Raw genomic sequence first — 3,935 nt, 5'->3', positions numbered from 1 at the left:
TCACAGAATCGGGAACCGGCCCGCGCCAAGCGACCTACGCTGCCTCCAGCGCCGCCTTCACCGCCGCGATCGCATCATTTGCCTTGGAGGCATCCGGGCCGCCGGCTTGCGCCATGTCGGGACGGCCGCCGCCGCCCTGCCCGCCAAGCGCGGCGGACGCGACGCGAACGAGATCGACAGCGCTGAAGCGGCCGGTCAAATCGTCGGTGACGCCGACGACCACGCTTGCCTTATTGTCCTCGCCGGCGCCGACAAAGACGACCACGCCTGAGCCGAGCGTCTTCTTGCCGGCATCGGCAAGTGGCTTCAGGTCCTTCGGCGCCACGCCGGAAACTGCCTTGCCGAGGAAACCGACGCCGGCGACCGTCTCGTTTGCGGCCGGCGCGTCGGCAACGGCCGAGCCGCCGCCCAGAGCCAGTTTCTTGCGCGCCTCGGTCAGCTCCTTTTCGAGCTTCTTGCGCTCTTCGAGCAGCGCCTCGACACGCGACGGCACATCGGCCGGCGAAATCTTCAGGGTCGCCGCCGCGGCCTTCAGGCGCTTGTCCTGTTCGTCGAGATGCCTGCGTGCCGCCTCGCCGGTCAGCGCCTCGATGCGGCGCACGCCGGCCGCCACGGCACTGTCCGACAGGATGCGCACCAGGCCGATATCGCCGGTCGAGCGGACATGCGTGCGCCGCAAAGCTCGACCGAATAGGGCCGATTGGCCTTGGCGCCATGCAGGCCGGTGCCCATCGACACGACGCGAACCTCGTCGCCATACTTCTCGCCGAACAGCGCCATGGCGCCCTCGGCGATGGCGTCGTCGACCGACATCAGCCGCGTCGTCACCGGGCTGTTCTGCACGACGATCTCGTTCGCCATGCGCTCTACCTCCTCGAGCTCATCGGCCGAGATCGGCTTGTTGTGCGAGATGTCGAAGCGCAGGCGATCGGGCGCGACCAGCGAGCCCTTCTGCGCGACATGGGTCCCCAGCACCTCGCGCAGTGCCTCATGGATGAGATGCGTCGCCGAATGGTTGGCGCGCAGCTTCGAGCGGCGGGCATGGTCGACCTTGAGCTCGACGGCGGCACCGGTCTTCACCGTGCCTTTGACCACTTTGCCTAGATGCACAAACAGACCGTCAGCCTTCTTCTGGGTATCGGAAACCTCGATCGAGAAGCCCTCGCCGGAGATGACGCCGGTATCGCCCATCTGGCCGCCGGATTCGCCGTAGAACGGCGTCTGGTTGACGACCACGGCGATCGCATCGCCCTGAGAGGCGCTGTCGATCGTCTTGCCATCCTTGACCAGCGCCTGGACGATGCCTTCCGCAGCTTCAGTCTCGTAGCCGAGGAATTCGGTCGCGCCGGTCTTTTCGCGCACCGAGAACCAGACCGTCTCGGTCGCGGCCTCGCCCGAGCCCGCCCAATGCGCGCGCGCCTCGGCCTTCTGCCGCTCCATCGCGTCGGTGAAGCCGGCGATGTCGACCGAGATGCTGCGCTGGCGCAACGCGTCCTGCGTCAGGTCGAGCGGAAAGCCATAGGTGTCGTAAAGCTTGAATGCCGTCTCGCCGTCCAGCATGTCGCCGGCCTTGAGGGTCTCGGTCGCGTCCGAAAGAAGGCCGAGGCCGCGCACCAGCGTCTTGCGGAAGCGCGTTTCCTCGAGCTTCAGCGTCTCGGTGATCAGCGCTTCTCCGCGCACCAACTCGGGATAGGCCTGGCCCATCTCGCGCACCAGCGCCGGCACCAGCTGCCACATCAGCGGTTCCTTGGCGCCGAGCAACTGCGCATGGCGCATGGCGCGACGCATGATGCGGCGCAGCACATAGCCGCGCCCCTCATTGGACGGCAGCACGCCATCGGCCGCCAGGAAGGAGGACGAGCGCAGGTGATCCGCAATCACGCGATAGGACGCCACATTCTCTTGGTTCGGCCCCTGGCCGAGCGCCGAGGACGCGGCATCGATCAGATGCTTGAACAGGTCGGTCTCGAAGACGCTTTCGACGCCTTGCAGGATGGAGGCCATGCGCTCCAGCCCCATGCCGGTGTCGATCGAGGGACGCGGCAGGTCGATGCGCTCTTCCTTCGTCACCTGCTCATACTGCATGAACACCAGGTTCCAGAATTCCAGGAACCGGTCGCCGTCCTCTTCCGGGCTGCCGGGCGGGCCGCCCCAGATATGCTCGCCGCGGTCGATGAAAATCTCCGAGCAGGGACCGCACGGGCCGGTGTCGCCCATCGCCCAGAAATTGTCGGAAGTCGGAATGCGGATGATGCGATCGTCCGAGAAGCCGGCGATCTTCTTCCAGTAAGCTGCCGCCTCATCGTCGGTGTGATAGACGGTGACGAGCAGCTTGTCCTTCTTTAGCCCAAAACCCTTGGTGATCAGGTTCCAGGCAAGCTCGATCGCGCGCTCCTTGAAGTAGTCGCCGAACGAGAAATTGCCGAGCATCTCGAAGAAGGTGAGATGGCGGGCGGTGTAGCCGACATTGTCGAGATCGTTATGCTTGCCACCGGCGCGCACGCTCTTCTGCGCGGTCGCGGCGCGCGAATAGGAGCGCTTCTCCAGGCCGGTGAAAACGTTCTTGAACTGCACCATGCCGGCGTTGGTGAACATCAGCGTCGGATCATTGCGCGGCACCAGCGGGCTGGAGGCGACGATCTCGTGGCCCTCCTTGCGGAAGTAGTCGAGGAATGTCGACCGGATGTCGTTCACGCCACTCATTGCACATTGCCTTTTTCGCAAGAACCACCGGCCCGGCCGGCGGCAAATGGGCTTTGGTATTTCAGAAGATAGATGGGCCTTTTAGCGATAGCTCTTGAGCCTGTCCAGAAACACGGAGTTGGACCAATCGGCAAGCGGGCAGCGGCTCAACACCGCCCGCGAAACGCAAAACCGCCGGCGCGAAGGCCGGCGGTTCGGGTACGCAGTACTCAAGAACGCGATTACATAAGCATAACCAAATAAACCAGCATTGTGGCCGAACTCCGGCTAAGCCGACGAATTGCCTGAGCCGAACAGGAACCGCTGCGCGATCTTCCTGGACCGGCCCTACATGGCGCCGGCTTCGTCCTCGAAACCGTCGTCGCCGCCTTCGGAGCCGCCATTCTCAAGGAATTTCTCGGCGATCAGCCCGGCATTCTGCCGAAGTGCCATCTCGATCTCGCGCGCCGTGTCGGGATTGTCGCGCAGGAACAGCTTGGCGTTCTCGCGACCCTGGCCGAGACGCTGCGAATTATAGGAGAACCAGGCGCCCGACTTCTCGACCACGCCGGCCTTGACGCCGAGATCGACAAGCTCGCCGGTCTTGGACACGCCCTCGCCATACATGATGTCGAACTCGACCACCTTGAAGGGCGGGGCCAGCTTGTTCTTGACCACCTTGACGCGGGTCTGGTTGCCGACGACCTCGTCGCGGTCCTTGACCGAGCCGATGCGGCGGATGTCGAGGCGCACCGATGCGTAGAATTTCAGCGCATTGCCGCCGGTCGTGGTCTCGGGCGAGCCGAACATGACGCCGATCTTCATGCGGATCTGGTTGATGAAGATGACCATGGTGTTGGAGCGCGAGATCGAGGCGGTCAGCTTGCGCAGCGCCTGGCTCATCAGGCGGGCCTGGAGACCGGGCAGCGCGTCGCCCATCTCGCCCTCGATTTCAGCGCGCGGCGTGAGCGCCGCGACCGAGTCGACGACCAGCACGTCGATGGCGCCCGAACGCACCAGCGTGTCGCAGATTTCCAGCGCCTGCTCACCGGTGTCGGGCTGCGAGATCAGGAGGTTCTCGAGGTCGACGCCGAGCTTGCGGGCATAGACCGGATCGAGCGCGTGCTCGGCATCGACGAAGGCGCAGATGCCGCCCTTCTTCTGCGCTTCCGCAACCGTGTGCAGCGCCAGCGTCGTCTTGCCCGAGCTTTCCGGCCCGTAGATCTCGACGATACGGCCACGCGGCAGCCCGC

General features: G+C 64.8%; 1 protein-coding gene and 1 pseudogene. Both read right to left on the bottom strand.

Features of this window, described 5'->3' with window-relative positions:
• Positions 1–34: 34 nt before the first annotated feature.
• Positions 35–2,703, bottom strand: a pseudogene (alaS, locus tag EOA27_RS26175) (alanine--tRNA ligase).
• Between the two features lie 327 nt (positions 2,704–3,030).
• Positions 3,031–3,935: recombinase RecA (gene recA / locus EOA27_RS26170; RefSeq protein WP_127257616.1), on the bottom strand; the 905-nt coding region annotated here is incomplete at its 5' end.

The sequence above is a fragment of the Mesorhizobium sp. M2A.F.Ca.ET.037.01.1.1 genome (assembly GCF_003998075.1).
In the GTDB taxonomy this organism is placed as follows: Bacteria; Pseudomonadota; Alphaproteobacteria; order Rhizobiales; family Rhizobiaceae; genus Mesorhizobium.
This window is presented reverse-complemented; position numbering and strand designations above follow the sequence as displayed.